Genomic DNA, 18,149 nt, shown 5'->3' with positions numbered 1-18,149 from the left:
TGAACTGTGGGTACAATCGAAGTCCTGCTGTCTTCGTATAACGGGGAAGCTTACATAGAGGAACAATTGAACAGCTTATCTTCGCAGACGCATGTGGACTGGTCGGTCCGGTTTCGCGACGACGGTTCTTCCGACGGCACGATGCGGATCATTGAAGATTGGCGGCGGCAGGCGGCAGGACGGATTACTGGGGGAAAAGGCGCTAACGTTGGAGTCATCCCGAGCTTTTTTGAACTTATTCGTCAAGCCGACGAAGGGAACGACTGCTTCTGCTTCTGCGATCAGGACGACGTATGGCTGCCGGAGAAGATGGAGCGGGCCGCGCAGCGGCTTGCCGATATCCCTGCAGACGTGCCCGCTATGGTGTTTTCGCCCACGCAGCTCGTCGATGCGCAGTTGAAGCCGCTTGGGCAGTGGCCGGATGCGCCTCGCAGACAGCCTTCTTTCTATAACGCTCTTTATCAAAACGTCGCCGTCGGCGCCACCGTCACTTTCAACCGTGCCGCTCTGCTGTTGATCCGCGAGCGTATGCCCGACAGCGGCAAGGTGCTGATGCACGACTGGTGGTTCTACCTCTGCGTTTCGGCATTCGGCGAAGTCATTTACGATCCCCGGCCTTCCATCCTGTATCGCCAGCACGGCGGCAACGTGGTAGGAGGCGAGACGTCGCCGATCGGCAAGCTGAAAAAGAAATGGGCCGGCTTCCGCAAGCATCGGGGGACGCATAAGCTTGTCGCTCAAGCCCGGGAGTTTCATCGCTTGTATGCGGAGCAGATGACGGATTCCGAGAAGCTGGCACAGTTGGAGTCGTTTATCGCGCCGCGCCCAAGGCTGACTCAGCGGTTGAACTATTTATCGCGTTCCAAGCTGTATCGTCAATCTCGAACGGAAAATCTCCTTTTTCGTTTTTTGATCTTAATTGGATATATTTAAATTTTAGCTATCTAATCCTAGATGGCTATTTTTTTTGCAAAAAAGAGAAAAACAATACTTTTGACTCACTCTTTTGTACCCAAAAATCTTGCTGGATATGTTAATATAAAGAGGACTAAAGCCTAATATATGGATTGAGAAGGATTGATAGGGGACTCGATCTAATAGGTGTAAGCCAGACAAAAAACAGAGGTGGGATAGGTTCATGAAAAAAGGGTTGGTCCAAAAAACGATCGCCGTGCTGCTGGGCGCAGCGATCGCGCTCCCGACGGGTACGGGAGCTTTGGCGGCAGGCGCTTCAACTGCGCATGCGGGCGCGGCGACGAAACACGCTGCGAGCGTCAACGGTCACTGGGCGCAGCAGGTGATGCAGGAATGGAAAGACAAGGGGTACATAAACGGGTATGCAGACGGGGGACTGCATCCCAACGATCGGGTCACCCGAGCTCAGCTGGCGGCTCTGATCAATCGATCGTCCGGCTTTACGGCAGCCTCGGAAATATCGTTTAAAGACGTATCCGGCAAAGCTTGGTACGCCGGGGATGTGGCGAAAGCCGCGGCGGCCGGTTACATGAAGGGCGACGGGAACGGAAGCTTTCGTCCGACCGGTGAGGTCACCCGCCAAGAACTGGCGGTTGTGCTGGCTTTGCTGTTGAAGCTTGAACCTGACGCTAATGCCGCCGCGTTCTCGGATACGGTCGGCAGCCCGGCTTGGAGCAAGGGCGCGATCGGCGCGGTAACGAAGGCGGGTCTGATGCAGGGAAGCGGGGCGCGCTTCAATCCTGCGGCCGCGGCTACGCGCGCGGAAGTCGTGACGGTGCTGGATCGCGCGGCCAAGCAAGCGGCCGAATCCGCGGTAACTTACGATAAAGCGGGAACTTACGGCCCGGAAAAAGGCACCGAGACGCTTAAGGGATCGGTTAACGTAACGCAGTCGGGCGTAACGCTGCGCAATACGGTCATCGAAGGCGACCTGCTGTTAGGCAAGCAAATCGCCAACGGCGACGTGACGCTGGAGAACGTAACCGTCAAAGGAACGACGAAGATCGAAGGCGGCGGTCCGAACAGCATCCATATCGTCGATTCGGTATTGGTGACTGTACTGGTCGACAAGCGCGACGGCAGCGTGCGGATCGTGACGGAGGGCAGCAGCTCGGTATCGCAGATTACGCTGCAATCCGGCGCTTTCCTGCAGGAGGCCGGCACAGGATCCGGGTTTGGGAACGTAAGGCTCTCGGAGCTGATTCCGGCGGGTTCGACCGTACGGATGGCCGGTCAATTCGAAAGCCTGGAAGTTTCCGCCGCTTCGCTGAACGTTAATCTGTCTTCCGGTTCGATCGGAGAAGTGACGGTCGGCGAAGGCGCGGCCGGTACGAATCTGAATGTCAGCGCAGCGGCTCGTATCGCGCGGCTGATTCTGAATGCGGCGGCCAACGTAACGGGAACGGGCGCGATTGAACGTGCTCAAGTCAACGCTTCCGGTACCAGCTTCCAGACGCGTCCGCAGCAGCTGAACGTAGGCGCAGGGGTTTCTGCTCCTTCCGTGGCAGCGTCCGGCCCGGCCTCGACGGGCGGCCCGGCTTCGACGAGCGGCGGTTCGAACGGCGGCGGAAACGCAGCAGCGCCGGTTCCGGTAACGGATCGGCTCGAAGTTGCCAACGGCAGCGCCGTTTTGCAATTCGTCAATCCGGTAAGCGGCCTGACCCTTGCGGATCTGAACGTGACGGCAACCGTTACGGAATCGGCATACGCCATGCCTTATACCCTTGAGTCTCTCAACTTCGACGCAGCGTCCAACAAGCTGACGTTTGCGCCGATCTCGCTCGACGAACACTACGGCGAAACGCTGCAGGTCAAGGTAACGCCGGCGGCAGGAACGACGAAGTTCTCCGCTTCGCTGAGCGGATCCGCTTTGATCGAAGGGTTCTCGGGAATTGTGACCGACGTCGATAACCGGCCGGTCGCGGACATGCGTATCGACTTCCGACGGGGAATGGGCAACGTTGACGGCGCAGTCGCGGCTTCGGTGTCTACGGACGCGAACGGACGCTATACGGTATACGCGCCGGCAGGCATTTATACGGGCGTGACTTCGAAGGCCGGCTTTATTTCGGGTACGGTTGTAGCGGTCGGCGTAAGCGACACTTATAACCGCTCGGAAAATCACACGGCCATCAAAATCCCGGCGGGCGATGAGATTCGCATCGTTTTGACCTGGGGAGAACGTCCTCGCGACGAAGATTCCCATTTGCTCGGGCCGGCAGGAGACGGTTACGGTTTTCACACCTGGTTCGGCGAAAAGCAAGCTTACGATGAGGGCGAGCTGATTGCGGATCTCGACCACGACGATACAAGTTCGTTCGGGCCGGAGACGACGACCATTCGCAAAAAAATGGACGGAACGTATCAGTTCTACGTACACAATTACTCGGGCAACGGCGCCGGCGATCAAACGCTTCGCAACTCGGGCGCCAAAGTCGATGTATACGTGGGCAGCCAAGCCCTTCCGGTAAAAAGTTATACCATTCCGGCGGGAACGGGCAGCGAAATTTACTGGTACGTATTCGATATGACTCTGAATGGTTCGGATATCGCTTTTACCGATCGAAACGAATTTGCCGACCGAGCTCCGACCGCCCTTTACGGACAGACGAGACCGAGTACCGAAGGCATTCTGAATGAGGAAGCGTACAAACTGCTCAGCGTGACTGACGTTACTTATCGGAAGCGCAATGAGAATGTCCCGTTGACTCTTGAAGGAACGACTATTCGCGAGGATGTTGACTTTAACATCAAGCAGATTCGGGAAGTCGGCGTAACCGATGACGTGTATACGGTAGTCGGAGATGTATACACAGTGACAGGAAATGTCTACATCGGTAAGCAGGGCCGGAACATCGTGTTCACGAACTATAATTTGGGTACGGAAACTGTCGTGTACAAAGTGTCGGTCGAGTTGAGTCTGAACGGACGGACCCTGGAACGCGATATTGAAGTCGTCGTCCCGGAACTTCACGATCTGCTTGAGCAGATTATGAGTCGCGCTGCGGCCAAGCTTGAAGAACAAGGCGCAGATCCGCAGCTGCAATCGGCTTACGATCGAGCGGCGGCGGCTTTGAATGCGGAAGAGCCGGAAGCGAAAATCGCGGCTTACGAAAGTCTTGTCGACCTGCTGCGTTAAAAGGAAGCGGGAGCGGCGATTAACGCCGATCCCAACTCTTTCCTGAACAGAATCCAAAGTTCCATTCCATCGATCTCTGTGGTACTCTGTATAGAGGAATTCAGAGATCGTTTTTTTTGCTTTCACTCTTATATTTACCTAATCTTCACTATTAATATTGTCAGGAGCGTACTTAAATCATGGACGTAAGTATATTGATTCTCAACTATAATACGTGCCAGCTGACGATGGATTGCATTCATTCGGTGTTTGCTTCGCAGACCCGGTACACATACGAAATCATTCTGATCGACAACAACTCGTCCGACAATTCGGTCGAAGTGCTCTCCCGCACGTTCCCTTCGGTCCGCATGATCGCCAACCGCGATAATGTGGGTTTTGCCAAGGCCAACAATCAAGGGATGCGGGTGGCAAAAGGCCGCTACGTGCTGCTGCTCAACTCGGACACAGTCATTCAGCCGGATACCCTGCAGACGATGGTTTCCTATATGGACCAGAACCCCCATGTCGGCGCGTCGGGCTGCAAAGTGCTGCTGGCGGACGGAACGCTGGACAAGACCTGCAAGCGCGGGCTGCCGACGCCTTCGGCATCCTTCTACTATATGTTCGGATTTTCCAAGTTGTTCCCGGATAAGCCGAAGTACAACCAGTATCAGCTCAGCTACCTGGACCCGGACGAAGAACATCCTGTCGACTGCCTGGTCGGCGCCTTTATGCTGGTCCGTTCGGAAGCGATCCGGGAAGTCGGCATGCTGGACGAGAACTTTTTTATGTACGGCGAAGATTTGGATTGGTGCTACCGCATCAAGCAGGCCGGCTGGGCGATCCGTTACTACCCGCGGACATTCATCCTGCACTACAAGGGAGCGAGCAGCAAACGCCGTCCGGTGAAGCTGCTGTACGAATTTCATCGCGCGATGGTCGTATTCTACCGCAAGCATTACCGCGAGAAATACGCCTGGCCGGTGAACGGCTTTATTTATACGGGCATCGGCGTGAAGTTCATGATGACCCTGGTGCGCAACAGACTGCGTCCGGTCAAGGATACGCAGAATCCTCCGCCCGGTGGAGGAGAAAGTCCGGCGCTGCCGGTTCGAGGTGAAGCATGCTCCGCAAAAATCAGCAATTTCTGACCCAGGTGTACATGGCCTCCGATATGGCGGTCATTCAAGCCTCCTTTCTGCTGGCCTGGTGGCTCCGCTTCGAAAGCGGGCTGTTCGGGTTCGTCTATCCGATTCCGATCAAGTATTACTTCGTTTGGAGCCTGGTGTACGGCGCGATCGCGCTGCTGACCGGATTGATCAGCGGACTGTATTCGCCCAAGCGGCGCAAGCGGTTCGCGGACGACTTCATCCGAGTGATGCAGACGCACGTTATCGGATTCTTTCTGCTGCTCGGCGCGATGTATTTTGCCAAAGAAATCAACATCTCGCGTTCGTACCTCTTTTTGTACATGGCGCTCAGCGTATTCCTCATTGTTTTGTATCGCTACGGCGTCAAGCAGACGCTTCGCGTGCTGAGACGGAAAGGCTACAACAAACAGTACATGCTGATCGTAGGCGCGGGCGCGCTCGGTCGGCGTTTTCATTTGAACATGCAGCATTATCCGGAACTCGGCTATGAGATCGTCGGATTTCTGGATGACGAGCTGGAGTGGAAAAAGGGAGAGACCGAGTACCCCGAAGTTATCGGCAAGCTGCGCGATCTGCGCGCGGTGCTGGACCGGTTCAAAATTATCGACGAAGTCATATTGGCGCTGCCTTACGGCGATTCGGATAAATATCCGGAACTGATGGCCGTATGCGAGCAGGCCGGCGTACATATCATGATCGTGCCGGATTATTACGATTTCCTGCCGACGCGCCCCGTATTCGACAACTTTGCGGGCATGCCGCTGATCAACGTTCGCGAGGTGCCGCTCGATCTGGCCGCCAACCGCTTTTTCAAAAGGCTGTTCGATATCCTGTTTGCCGCGCTTGCGATTATCGTGACGTCTCCTATTATGCTGGCCGTCGCGATCGGCGTGAAGCTGACTTCGCCGGGCCCGGTCATTTTCAAGCAGGAGCGGGTGGGATTCAACAGACGGACGTTCTCGATGTACAAGTTCCGTTCCATGCGCGCTCCGATGGCCGACGAGGACGACGAAGATACCGGCTGGACGACGGAAAACGATCCGCGACGCACCAAATTCGGAGCTTTTATCCGCCGGACCAGCCTCGACGAGCTGCCGCAGTTTTTCAACGTGCTGCTGGGGCAGATGAGCGTGGTCGGCCCGAGGCCGGAACGACCATACTACGTCGAAGTGTTCCGCGACCAGGTGCCGAACTACATGCTGAAGCACCATGTTCGCCCCGGAATTACGGGATATGCCCAATGCGCGGGGCTGCGCGGGGATACGTCCATCGAGAAGCGGATCGAATACGACCTGTTTTATATCGAAAACTGGACGTTCCTGTTCGACATACGGTTGGTCTTTATCACGATCTACAAAATGTTTACCGACAAAAACGCCTACTAAAAAATGGCCGTCTCTTTTGGAGACGGCCGTTTTTATTTCGAGAAAGACCCATTCCCTCAAGGAGAAAACGATAGGCGGAGGGAGAAATTCAGTGAAAGACGCCTTTGAACTCGGAAAGCTTCTTCAGTTAAATTCCATCCGGCTTTCCGAGTGAAACAGCGGCTTGAACGAATTTCTCCCGCAGCCGTCCAGCTTTCCCTCAACGAACGGGACTTTCCCGAAAAAAGCCGTGCTCCCGAGAGAGCACGGCCCTTTTTTAACTCTACATCCACAAATACCAGATCAACCAGCTCAAGAAAGCTCCGATCCAAGACACGCACCCGAATACCGCCACAATCTTTCTCTCATTCCACCCGTACTTCAAGCTGTAATGATAGTGGATCGGCGTCATGCGGAAGATGCGCTTTTTGGTCCGTTTGTAATACGCGACCTGGATGATCACCGAGAACTGTTCCGCGAAGTAAATGATGAACAGCAGCGGCACCAGGATTTCGACCTTTTCGAGCACCGCCATCAGCGACAGGGAGCCGCCGATCGCCAGCGAGCCGGTATCGCCCATGAACGCTTTGGCCGGATACTTGTTGTACAGAAGCAGTCCGAACAGCGCGCCGATCATGACGAGCGAGAACAGCTTGATCGCCGGTTCATCCGAGATCACGAAGAAGAACAGATAAGTCGGAATCGAGACGATGATCAGCAGACCGTCGAGGCCGTCGGTGAAATTGATCGCGTTGGCCGAACCGACGATGAACAGCAGCATGATAATAAAATAAATGGCGGCCGGCAGCACCCAGACAAATCCGCCCGGGAATGCGATGGTCGGCTCCACCCCGAAACTGTTCATGGCGATCAGCAGCAGCGTGATGGTGAAAGCGAACTGGAATACCAGCTTGGCTTTGCCCGATATGCCCTGCGGATCCTGGAAAGCGGCTTTTTTGAAGTCGTCGCTGAAGCCCACGATGCCGAACAGGACGAACGAGGCGGCCAGCAGCCACATCAGCGGCGTCGGCTGGGCGATCAGGGCGATAAGCACCCCGATCATGAAGACCATGCCCGCCATCAGCGGCGTGCCTTTTTTGGCCTGATGGTCGGGCGGAAGCTCCTTGCGGATCGGCTGCAGCCATCCGATACGGCGCAGCGTGCGAATCCACACGGGAGTCATCAGAGCGACAAGGACAAACGAGAGAACGGCGGCAATCAACGTGTAAAAGTTCATGGGTTTTGGCAATCTCCAATCGGCATTTCAGATTTTGAAGCGGTTCTATCGGTTAATAATAGACGTAAAGGGTTATGTAACTTCCTTATTTTAAGCAATTTGCACGTCCGCCACAAGAGAAGTCCGGAGAATTTGGCTTTTTCCGAATTCGCGCGATAAAATGAAAGCGACCGGGCAGGCTCGATACACTGTCCTTTCCGGTACGATGACGGAAACGGCAGGGCGGACGAAGCGGCGGGTTACGATAACCTACATATGTGAATCCCAATTATCACTAGGAGGAAACCAAAAATGAGTACACAGAAAATCCGTAAAGCGATCATCCCGGCTGCCGGTCTCGGCACGCGCTTCCTGCCCGCTACCAAGGCGATGCCGAAGGAGATGCTGCCGATCGTCGACAAGCCGACCATCCAATATATCGTCGAAGAAGCCGTGAAATCGGGCATCGAAGATATCATTATCGTAACGGGCAAGGAAAAACGCGCGATCGAGGATCACTTCGATACCTCTTTTGAATTGGAATACAACTTGGAAGAAAACGAAAAATGGGAAATGCTCGAAGAAGTGCGTCATGCGTCCGACATGGCCGACATCCACTACATCCGTCAAAAAGAACCGAAAGGCCTTGGCCACGCCATTTGGTGCGCTCGCAAGTTCATCGGCAACGAACCGTTCGCGGTGCTGCTCGGCGACGACATCGTCGAATCCGATACGCCGTGCCTGAAGCAGATGCTCGACGTGTTCGATAAGCACCAAGCTTCTGTGGTCGGCGTGCAGGAAGTGCCTTGGGAAGACGTGTTCCGCTACGGGATCGTGAACAGCGAAGCGATCGAGGGGGAAGAGCGGACGTTCAAAGCCAACGGTCTCGTCGAGAAGCCGAAGCGCGAAGACGCGCCGTCCAATCTCGCGATCATGGGCCGCTATATCCTGACGCCGGAAATTTTCGACATTCTGGAAAATCAGCCGACCGGCGCGGGCGGCGAGATTCAGCTGACCGACGCGATCGCCACGCTCGGCGAAACGCAGGACGTGCTGGCTTACAACTTCGAAGGGCAGCGTCACGACGTGGGCGTGAAGATCGGCTTTATCGAGACGACCATCCATTACGCGCTGAAAAACGACGAAATGCGCGAGCCGCTCGCCGCGTATATGAAGAAGGCGCTGGCCGAACTCGAGGAAAAGCGCTAAAATAACGGAAACGCACAGCCCGGCCGCCGGCCGGGCTTCACTGTGTCCGCCTAGGATCCTTTCATGCCGGCACCGAAGTACCGCCCTCCCCAAAAATGCGGAGGCAGCAAAGGAGAGTCGCATTTTGACCGCTAACCTTAACCCGAAAGTTCTGCTTATCATTCCCGCGTTCAACGAACGCGAAAATATCGGTCCGCTGCTGCTGTCCCTCCGGGAACACGGCTACGAAGCGCTCGTCGTCAACGACGGTTCGACCGACGATACCGCCTCGATCTGCAGCGCCATAGGCGCCAGCGTCGTCAGCCTGCCGTGCAATCTCGGGATCGGCGGCGCCGTCCAGACCGGCTACAAATACGCCTACGCGCACGGCTACGATATCGCCATCCAGTTCGACGGCGACGGGCAGCACCGCGCGGAATTCATTCCGGCGCTGATCGCCCCGCTGCTGGCCGGCGAAGCGGATCTTGCGATCGGCTCGCGCTACATCGAAAAAGAAGGCTTCCAATCGACCTTTCTGCGCCGGGCGGGCATCCGTTATTTCAGCCGGCTGATCCGGCTGATTACCGGACAGACCGTCACCGATCCTACATCGGGCTTTCGTGCCGTTAATCGAAGCATCATGGCTATGTTCACCGCGCATTATCCGACGGATTACCCGGAGCCGGAATCGATCGTGCATGTGCTGCGCCTCGGCGGACGGGTCGCGGAAGTGCCGGTTCTTATGTCCGAACGCGCGGGCGGACGCTCGTCGATCCGCAGCCTGCGCTCGGTCTATTACATGATTAAGGTCTCGCTGGCGATCCTGATCGACTCGCTTCGGGGAAGCGGGGTGCATCGTACGTGATTACCCTTAAGCTTCAGCTTCTGCTCATCGCCTTCAGCGCGGCCGTATTTATCGTGTTCATCAATCGCACGCGCCGCTACAAGCTGGAATTGAAATACGCGCTGGTTTGGATTTTTCTGAGTACGGCCGGAGTCATTGCATCCGTTTTTCCGCAAATCTTCTTTTTCATCGCACGGGTGATGGGTATCGAGGTGCCCGTCAATGCGGTATTTCTGCTGGCCGTCTCGTCTATCTTCCTCATTTTGTACAGCATGACCGTGTCGCTTTCCAACCATTCCCGCAAGATCCGGACACTGACGCAGGAACTGGCCCTGATGAGCCGCCGGATCGAAGATCTCGAAAGCCGAACGCGTAAAGCGGAAGGAGGGAACGGTCATGCGAGCGAATCCTGAACATGCGAAAAACGAAATGCCCGTTTCGGCCGTATCCGATAGACGGGCGCAAGAAGATGCTTTGTCGCGAAAAGAAGCATCTTCTTCCGCCGCCGCTCTGCCGGATCGTCTGCTGCGTTTTCTGCCCCGGATCGTTCGCGATCATCTGGGCGATTTTATCAAGTACGGCGTAATCGGCGTGTTCGGCACGCTGCTGCAGACAGGAACTCTTTTTCTTTACGTGGAAAAAGGGCACGGAGACCCGCTGATCGGGTCGGCGCTCGGCTTCATTCTGTCGCTGCTGTTCTCGTACGCCGCCAACTCGCGCTGGACGTTCAAGGAAAGCGGAAGTTCGGCGTCTGCGCTGGTCAAATATACGGTCGTTTCCTGCGCGGGCCTGCTGCTTAATCTGCTGATCCTTTATCTGTTCGACCGGGTGCTGGGCTGGTGGTACGGTTACGGGCAGATTACGGCGATCGTGCTTGTTCCGATTCACAACTTCATTCTGAATAAAGCTTGGGCGTTCCGGACGCCGAAGCGGGAGGGCCTATAAGTGTTCGCTCTAAAAGAAGAAACCCGGCAAACGCGCATCCGCCTGCTGCTGCTCTGCCTGGTCGTGTTTGCCGCCAGCTGCATCGTTTCCCTCGGATACGGCGATCGTCTGCTGCTCGGCTCCTATGCCAAAATGAACGACGACGACGTGAAGTATTCGCAAACCGCGGATATTCTGCTCGACACCGGCGTCCTGACTTACAACACGGGCGGCGAGCCGTCCACGTTCATCATGCCGCTCTTTCCGCTCATGCTGGCCGGAGCCAAATGGCTGGCTGGCGAAGCGGGAGGCATCGTGCTGCTGCGCCTTGTTCAGGGAGCGTTCCAAGCGCTGGGCGTGTACCTGATGTTCGTATTGGCACGGCGGGTATTCGGCGGCGGACGCATTCCGATGACGGCTGCCGTGCTGCTGGCGCTGTATCTGCCCGACTACTTTATCTCCGCGTCGATTCTGACCGAGTCCACGTTCCGGCTCTGCCTGATGCTGACCGTCTGCTTCATGCTGCGGGCGCTCGACAGGCCGGGAGCCGGCGGCTGGGCGCTGTTCGCCGTTTTTTGGACGTCGCTGTGCTACTTCAAGCCGCACGCGGCGCTGCTGCCGCTGATTCCGGGACTGTTCTGGCTGGCGCGCCGGTATGCTTTCAAAAGAATGCTGACGTATACGGCGGTCATCCTGGGCGTGTTCGTGCTGCTGATGTCTCCGTGGTGGATTCGCAACTACGAAGCGTTCGGCCGGTTCATTCCGTTTACCGAGGCGGCAGGCAGTCCCCTGATTCTCGGCTCCACGGCGTTCGGTCAGGTGCCGGACGGATTCTACGAAAAGTATCCCGAATACGGCGGCGATGTCATGCAGGGTTCGGACGACGATCTGGCGCAGGCGGCTGGGCGGATGATCGCTTACGGGTTCACGCACGAACCGCTGAAATATTTGGCGTTCTATACGCTGGGCAAGTTCGGCGGCCTGTACGGTATCGCCTATTGGGAACGGCCGATTCTCGGCATGACGTGGGCGCATTATTTTCCTGTCCATGCGGCATACGTGCTGCTGGGACTGTACGGCATGTTTACGGCTTTAAAAAGAAAGCTGCGCGCCGCCTATGCGCCGCTTGCCGTGCTGGCTTACTTCACGCTCATCTACGTGCCGTTTATCGCCATCCCGAGATACGGCTATCCGAATCTGTTTCTGTTTGCGCTGTTCGCGGCGCCCGCGCTGTTGGCTATGTATGACCGCTGGCGGAAAAAGCGCGAGGATCGCAGCGCCGCAGGTGCATAAACGAGTGCCGGAACCGCTCCTTTTCGGAGCGGTTTTTTGCTGCCCGACATCTGTTCGCATTTGATCCGAAGCAGCATAGAATAAGGCTATTCTCTACTGCTCGCATTTGATCCGAAGCAGCATAGAATAAGGCTATTCTCTACTGTTCGTATTTGATCCGAAGCAGCGCAGAATAAGGCTATTCTGCACTGTTCGTATTAAGTACGAACAAAAAATTGACACCGTCTGATGCGTAGCATAGACTTATGTTGGAAGAGCCTGCTCGAGTGCGCGAAGCCGTGGCGGAAGGCGTCCAAAACGTCGGGAATTCGGACTATGCACCGGCAGGCGGAGAAGGCGGATGGAGGAATGGAATTGAGTCAGATATTCAAGACGTGGAGACATGTCTTCAAGCTGGACCCGGATCGGGAATTGTCCGACGAGGAACTGGAAGCGGTGTGCCTGTCGGGCAGCGACGCCATCTTGGTCGGCGGGTCGAGCGGCGTAACCTACGACAATACGGTGGAGCTGATGTCCCGCATTCGCCGCTACGAGCTGCCCTGCGCGCAGGAGGTTTCGACGCTGGATTCCGTCGTGCCCGGATTCGACCTGTATCTGATTCCGATGGTCCTTAACACGGATCGCTCGGAATGGATCACCGGTCACCACCGGACCGGGCTGGAAAGCTACGGCGAGCTGATCCCGTGGGATATGCTGGCCGCCGAAGGCTATATCGTGCTCAATCCCGATTCCGCCGTCGCGCGTCTGACCGGTGCCGACTCCGGCCTCGATGCCGGAGCGGCCGCGGCCTGCGCCCGCATGGCCGACAAGCTGATGCGGCTGCCGATCGTCTACGTCGAGTACAGCGGCACATACGGCGATCTGGATCTGGTGCGCGAAGTGCGCCGAGTCACGGATGAAGCCGTCGTCTTCTACGGCGGAGGCGTCCGCGACTATGAGACCGCCGGAGCCGCGGCCGAATCGGCCGACGTCGTCGTGGTCGGAAACGTCGTTTACGACGATCTTGCGGCCGCTCTGGACACGGTCCGCGGCGTGCGGGAAGCCCGACAAGCCCGGTAAGGATCAGCCGGGCCCGCGCTCGTCTCCGGCTTTTAAACGGAATTTCAAAGAATGAAGTCCCTGTCACCAGCCAATCCCGGAATGCATAATTGCGTGCATTCCTTATGCTTGTTACCCTAACCAACTCAATGCGCGAAGAAAGCGAAGGACACGGAGATCGCGAAGGAGCGAAGCGGCTCCCTGTCCGTATCGCCTCCCGAGCGCAATGAAAGGAGCACCCCTCATCATGTCGTTTAACCTCGAGGAATCCATTGCCCGCCTGAATCCGCAGCAGCGCAAAGCCGCGCTCAAGACGGACGGCCCGCTGCTTATCATGGCCGGCGCGGGCAGCGGCAAGACGCGCGTGCTGACGCACCGCATCGCTCACCTGATCAAAGCGAAGAAAACGGCCCCTTGGGGAATTCTCGCGATCACCTTTACGAACAAAGCCGCCCGCGAAATGCAGGAACGGGTCTCGGCGCTCGTCGGCCCGGAAGGCAAAGAGATCTGGGTATCGACCTTCCACTCCATGTGCGTGCGCATCCTGCGCCGCGACATCGACCGGATCGGTTTTTCTTCCAGCTTCTCTATTCTCGATTCCGGCGACCAGCTGTCCGTTATCCGCAACTGCATGAAGGACCTGAATCTCGATACGAAGAAGTTCGAGCCGAAAGCCGTCCAGGCTCTGATCAGCGCGGCCAAAAACGAACTGATCACTCCGAAGATGTACGAACAGAAAGCCGGCGGCGACTTCATGGAATCGATCGCTGCCAAAGTGTACGGCATGTACCAGAAGCGTCTGCGCAGCAACAACTCGCTCGACTTCGACGACCTCATCATGAAGACGATCGAACTGTTTGGCGAAGTGCCGGAAGTGCTCGATTTTTATCAGAAAAAATTCCGCTATATCCACGTCGACGAATATCAGGATACGAACCGCGCGCAGTACATGCTGTGCCGCATGCTCGCGGACAAGCACCATCAGATCTGCGTCGTCGGCGACAGCGACCAGTCCATTTACCGCTGGCGCGGCGCCGATATCACGAACATCCTGAATTTCGAGCAGGATTATCCGGAAGCCGAAACGATCCTGCTGGAACAGAACTACCGCTCGACGGCGAACATCCTGAACGCGGCCAACAGCGTCATCGGACGCAACACCGGACGCAAACCGAAGAACCTGTGGACGGACCAGGAAGGCGGCGCGAACATCCGCGTATTCCGCGGCAGCACGGAGCATGACGAAGCCTACTTCGTCACCGGCGAGATCCACAAGAACATCAAGAAAAAAATGAATTATAAAGATCACGCCATCCTGTACCGCACGAACGCCCAGTCCCGGGTCATCGAGGAAGTGCTGATCAAATCCGATATTCCGTACCAGATCGTCGGCGGCATCAAGTTCTATGATCGAAAAGAAATCAAGGACCTGCTCGCGTACCTCAGACTGCTGTCCAACCCGGACGACGACATCAGCCTCGTGCGCGTCATCAACGTGCCGAAGCGCGGAATCGGCGACACGAGCGTAGCCAAGCTGGCTGCCGCGGCGGCGGAGCGGGGCGTGTCCATGTTCAAAATTCTCGAAGTCGTGGATGATCTCGGCTTCGCCGGACGCACGCGCAACGCGCTGGTCGAGTTTTACGACATGATCGTCTCGCTGCACCGGATGGTCGATTACCTGTCCGTCACGGAGCTGACCGAGAAGATTCTGGAGCTGAGCCAATACCGGATGGAACTGCAGAAGGAAAATACGCTGGAATCCAAAGCCCGCGTCGAAAACATCGACGAGTTCCTCTCCGTAACGCTCGAGTTCGAGGCGCGCAACGAAGAGAAGTCGCTGGTCGCGTTCTTGACGGATCTGGCGTTGATCGCGGACATCGATTCCATGGGCGACAAAAAGGAAGAAATCGCCGACGACTCCGTCATTCTCATGACCATGCACAGCGCGAAAGGACTGGAGTTCCCGGTCGTGTTCATCATCGGCATGGAAGAAGGCGTCTTCCCGCACAGCCGGGCTTTCCTGGACAACGACGAGCTTGAGGAGGAACGCCGCCTCGCTTACGTGGGCATCACCCGCGCCGAGAAGCAGCTGTATCTGTCCTGCGCTCAGATGAGAACGCTGTTCGGCCGCACGACGGCCAACCCGCCTTCGCGTTTCCTGCAGGAAATTCCCGCAGAACTGCTGGAAGACACCGGCGTCAATCCGGACCGTTACCGCCGGGGCGGCGATCCGGACAAAGGCTACGGCAATTCGCGCGGAGGAGGCCGTGGCTTCGGAGGAGGCGCATCCTCTTCGGGCGGCTTCGGCGGCGCGGGACGGAGCGGGCGGACCGGCGCGAGCTCGTCGCCGACCGGCATGGGCAGACCGGCCGTGGCCCAGCGCTCGTCGGGCGTGACCGTTACGCCGGCAGGCGGAGCCAAACCGGCGGCCCGGAGCACGAACAGCACCGACGCTTTCCAGGTCGGCGATAAAGTCGCCCACGGCAAATGGGGAGAAGGGACGATCGTATCCATCAAGGGCAGCGGCAACGATACGGAACTGAACATCGCGTTCAAGGCGCCGGTCGGCATCAAACGGCTGCTCGCCGGATTCGCGCCGATCACGAAGGTCGAGTAGGCCGAAGCCGATCGTTCAATAGAGGCCGAAGATCATATCTTACCGAAAAGGACGGAGAATCCATGGACGCGATGCACGAAATGGAAGGGCTGGTCGAGGAGCTCAACCGGTACAGCTATCACTATTATACGTTGGACAAGCCTTTGGTCAGCGACAAGGAGTACGACGTGCTGTACGATCGGCTGGTCAAGCTGGAGCAGGAGAGCGGTATCGTGCTGCCCGACTCTCCGACGCTGCGGGTAGGCGGAGAACTGCTTAAAGGCTTTGCCCCGCACCGTCATTTGGCTCCTCTGTGGAGTTTGGACAAAGCCCAGAACGAAGAGCAGTTGAACAGCTGGAACAATCGGGTCGTCAAGCTTTGGAACGATTACAATACGAAGAACCCGGAAGAACCGCTGCCGGAGCTTGGGTACGCCTTGGAGCTGAAGTTTGACGGACTTACGCTTAATCTGACCTATACGGACGGCAAACTGGTGCAGGCGGCGACGCGCGGCAACGGAGTGGTCGGCGAAGGGATTTTGGAGCAGATCAAGACGATTCGCTCCGTGCCGCTGACCATTCCGTATAAGGACGGCACGATCGAGGTCCAGGGAGAAGGGATCATGAATCTTTCCGTACTCGAAGCTTACAACAAGACGGCGCTCGAGCCGCTCAAAAATGCCCGGAACGCCGCAGCCGGCGCTCTGCGCAACCTGAATCCCAAAGTGACGGCGAGCCGCAAGCTCAGCGCTTTCTTCTATAATGTAGGCTACAGCGACGCAAGGACCTTCGCCAGCCATATGGAGATGATGGATTTTCTGCGGGAAAACCGGTTCAAGGTCAATCCGTACATTTTCTACTTCGAAAAGTTCGAGGACGTCATGGAGCAGTTGGAAGAAATCGTGCGGAGGCGCAGCGAACTGGACTACCTGATCGACGGGGCGGTCATCAAAGTGGTCGACGTGCGTACCCGCTCCGTGCTCGGCTATACCGACAAGTTTCCGCGCTGGGCCGTGGCCTACAAATTCGAAGCCGAAGAAACGACGACCGTGCTCGAATCCGTATCGTGGGAAGTCGGCCGCACGGGGAAAATCACGCCGATCGCACGTCTCGAGCCGGTCGAGCTGGCGGGCGTGACAGTCAAAAACTGCACGCTTAACAACGTAGGCGATATCGAGCGAAAGAATTTGAAACATGCCCTCGGCAGCCGGGTGTTCATCCGCCGCTCCAACGATGTTATTCCGGAAATTCTGGGTAAAGTGACGGAGGAGAATGACGGCGAAGAAATCGTCTATCCGGAAAAATGCCCGGCATGCGGATTCCCGCTCGTTCAGCGCGGCGCTCATTTGTTCTGCGATAATCGGTTGTCCTGCAAGCCCCAGGCGATCGGCCGCATTACGCACTTCGCATCGCGCGACGCGATGGATATCGAGACGTTTAGCGTAAAGACCGCGACGCAGCTGTACGATGAACTGAACGTGCGCGAGCCGGCTGAGCTGTACGAGCTCGAGCGGGAGTCTCTGGTTAAGCTGGAACGCTTCGGCGAACGCAAGGCAAGCAACCTGATCGAAGCGCTGGAGCAGAGCAAGACGCGCGATCTGGCTTCCTTCCTATTTGCTTTGGGTATTCCGAATACGGGCAAAACGACGACCAAAATGCTGGCGGATCATTATCGCGATCTCGACAAGGTCATGAACGCGACGGCCGAAGAACTGATCGAACTCCCGGATGTAGGCGGAATCGTCGCGGAGAGCATCGTCAACTTCTTCAACGATCCGTTCATGCGGGCAGGCGTGGAAAAGATGCGCCAGCTCGGCGTCAACCCGACGGTGCCGGCGGAGCCTGCCGAAATAAAGCAGGATTCCTACTTCAGCGGCAAAACGGTCGTGCTGACGGGAACGCTGCATCAACTGACGCGCGACGAGGCGGCCGAGAAACTGGAGGCGCTTGGAGCGAAGGTTACGGGCAGCGTATCCAAGAAGACGGATATCGTGATCGCCGGCGAAAAGGCAGGCAGCAAACTTTCCAAAGCGCGGGAACTGGGGATTGAAGTCATCGAGGACGAAGATGAACTGGTAAGGCTGCTGAATGAGTAGTCGGACGAAGCGCAGCAAATAAAAAGAGGCCGAATATATCGGCCTCTTTTTATTAACGAAAAAGAATTTCCGAAAAAGCTTGCTTTATGGATATGTAAATGATAAGATATTTCTTGTCGCTTCTAAGACGTGCTCAACACCGACAAACATCGGGTTGCAAAACTCGATAAAAAAGTTGTTGACAAGAGAAGCGGAAAAGAGTAAGATATAAAACGTTCGGCAAACGAGTTTGCCGGCCGCAAGTTCTTTGAAAACTGAACAATGAGTGAGTTAGGAACGAAAACCGCTGACCCCTTCGGGTAAAGCGATTTGAGTTCCCGCGACAAGCGACAAGGTTTTTGAC

13 protein-coding genes are annotated in these 18,149 nt (G+C 56.6%); 12 read left to right on the top strand and 1 reads right to left on the bottom strand.

Going from position 1 to position 18,149, the window contains the following annotated elements:
• Window positions 1-6 precede the first annotated feature (6 nt).
• The 4 genes from GYN08_RS12090 to GYN08_RS12075 all read left to right on the top strand — a co-directional run bounded on the left by GYN08_RS12090 (window position 7) and on the right by GYN08_RS12075 (window position 6,632).
• Complete coding sequence (locus GYN08_RS12090; protein ID WP_166274523.1) at window positions 7-933, top strand: glycosyltransferase family 2 protein; 927 nt, start codon at window positions 7-9, stop codon at window positions 931-933.
• A gap of 205 nt (window positions 934-1,138) precedes the next feature.
• Window positions 1,139-4,114, top strand: coding sequence for an S-layer homology domain-containing protein (locus GYN08_RS12085; RefSeq protein WP_166274521.1), 2,976 nt, complete (start codon window positions 1,139-1,141; stop codon window positions 4,112-4,114).
• 179 nt (window positions 4,115-4,293) lie between these two features.
• Entirely contained in the window at window positions 4,294-5,247 is a 954-nt protein-coding gene (locus GYN08_RS12080; protein ID WP_166274519.1) for a glycosyltransferase family 2 protein, read from the top strand.
• Complete coding sequence (locus GYN08_RS12075) at window positions 5,220-6,632, top strand: undecaprenyl-phosphate glucose phosphotransferase (RefSeq protein ID WP_166274517.1); 1,413 nt, start codon at window positions 5,220-5,222, stop codon at window positions 6,630-6,632. The genes GYN08_RS12080 and GYN08_RS12075 overlap by 28 nt, the downstream gene beginning before the upstream one ends.
• A gap of 262 nt (window positions 6,633-6,894) precedes the next feature.
• On the opposite strand, the gene mraY is transcribed toward GYN08_RS12075, so the two are convergent.
• Entirely contained in the window at window positions 6,895-7,848 is a 954-nt protein-coding gene (mraY, locus tag GYN08_RS12070) for a phospho-N-acetylmuramoyl-pentapeptide-transferase (RefSeq protein WP_166274515.1), read from the bottom strand.
• A gap of 291 nt (window positions 7,849-8,139) precedes the next feature.
• On the opposite strand from mraY, the gene galU reads away from it, so the two are divergent.
• The 8 genes from galU (at window position 8,140) to ligA (ending at window position 17,806) form a co-directional block, all read left to right on the top strand.
• Window positions 8,140-9,036: a UTP--glucose-1-phosphate uridylyltransferase GalU gene (galU, locus tag GYN08_RS12065; protein ID WP_166274513.1), complete on the top strand. Its 897-nt coding sequence runs from the start codon at window positions 8,140-8,142 to the stop codon at window positions 9,034-9,036.
• A gap of 124 nt (window positions 9,037-9,160) precedes the next feature.
• Window positions 9,161-9,880: a glycosyltransferase family 2 protein gene (locus tag GYN08_RS12060; RefSeq protein WP_166274511.1), complete on the top strand. Its 720-nt coding sequence runs from the start codon at window positions 9,161-9,163 to the stop codon at window positions 9,878-9,880.
• On the top strand, window positions 9,877-10,272 hold the full coding sequence (locus tag GYN08_RS12055; protein WP_166274509.1) for a DUF2304 domain-containing protein: 396 nt from the start codon (window positions 9,877-9,879) through the stop codon (window positions 10,270-10,272). Before GYN08_RS12060 ends, GYN08_RS12055 begins: the two co-directional genes overlap by 4 nt.
• Window positions 10,256-10,804: a GtrA family protein gene (locus GYN08_RS12050; RefSeq protein WP_235946206.1), complete on the top strand. Its 549-nt coding sequence runs from the start codon at window positions 10,256-10,258 to the stop codon at window positions 10,802-10,804. The genes GYN08_RS12055 and GYN08_RS12050 overlap by 17 nt, the downstream gene beginning before the upstream one ends.
• Window positions 10,805-12,076 carry an ArnT family glycosyltransferase gene (locus GYN08_RS12045; RefSeq protein ID WP_166274507.1) on the top strand — a complete coding sequence of 424 codons (1,272 nt, stop codon included), beginning with the start codon at window positions 10,805-10,807 and terminating at the stop codon, window positions 12,074-12,076. It begins immediately after the preceding gene.
• A gap of 354 nt (window positions 12,077-12,430) precedes the next feature.
• Window positions 12,431-13,135, top strand: coding sequence for a heptaprenylglyceryl phosphate synthase (gene pcrB / locus GYN08_RS12040; RefSeq protein WP_166275559.1), 705 nt, complete (start codon window positions 12,431-12,433; stop codon window positions 13,133-13,135).
• Between the two features lie 226 nt (window positions 13,136-13,361).
• Window positions 13,362-15,731 carry a DNA helicase PcrA gene (gene pcrA / locus GYN08_RS12035; RefSeq protein WP_235946197.1) on the top strand — a complete coding sequence of 790 codons (2,370 nt, stop codon included), beginning with the start codon at window positions 13,362-13,364 and terminating at the stop codon, window positions 15,729-15,731.
• Window positions 15,732-15,793: 62 nt separating this feature from the next.
• Window positions 15,794-17,806: an NAD-dependent DNA ligase LigA gene (gene ligA, locus GYN08_RS12030; protein ID WP_166274504.1), complete on the top strand. Its 2,013-nt coding sequence runs from the start codon at window positions 15,794-15,796 to the stop codon at window positions 17,804-17,806.
• Window positions 17,807-18,149 lie beyond the last annotated feature (343 nt).

Source organism: Saccharibacillus alkalitolerans (genome assembly GCF_011090185.1).
In the GTDB taxonomy this organism is placed as follows: domain Bacteria; phylum Bacillota; class Bacilli; order Paenibacillales; family Paenibacillaceae; genus Saccharibacillus; species Saccharibacillus alkalitolerans.
This window is presented reverse-complemented; position numbering and strand designations above follow the sequence as displayed.